1 protein-coding gene is annotated in these 245 nt (G+C 67.8%); it reads right to left on the bottom strand.

Translation table 11 applies throughout. The features are described from left to right. Positions 1–245 (bottom strand): ABC transporter permease (locus B2W22_RS26705; protein WP_286940222.1); only part of this gene is annotated, 245 nt, incomplete at both ends.

Below are 245 nucleotides of genomic sequence, written 5' to 3' on the forward strand. Positions count from 1 at the left end.
CCACGACCAGCAACGAGGCAAAGAGCAGAATGCCGAGCAGCGTCGGATAATCGCGGCGCAGCACGGAGTCGAACGCCAGGCGTCCCAACCCGGGCCAGTTGAAGACCGTCTCCACCAGAATCGCCCCGGCCAGCACGTTGCCGAACTGCAGGCCCAGCATGGTCACCACCGGCAGCACCCCGTTGCGCAGCGCGTGCTTGTACAGCACGGTGTTCTCGGGCAGCCCCTTGGCGCGCGCGGTGCGG

Source organism: Achromobacter sp. UBA4530 (assembly GCF_002388205.1).
Lineage (GTDB): Bacteria > Pseudomonadota > Gammaproteobacteria > Burkholderiales > Burkholderiaceae_B > Achromobacter > Achromobacter animicus.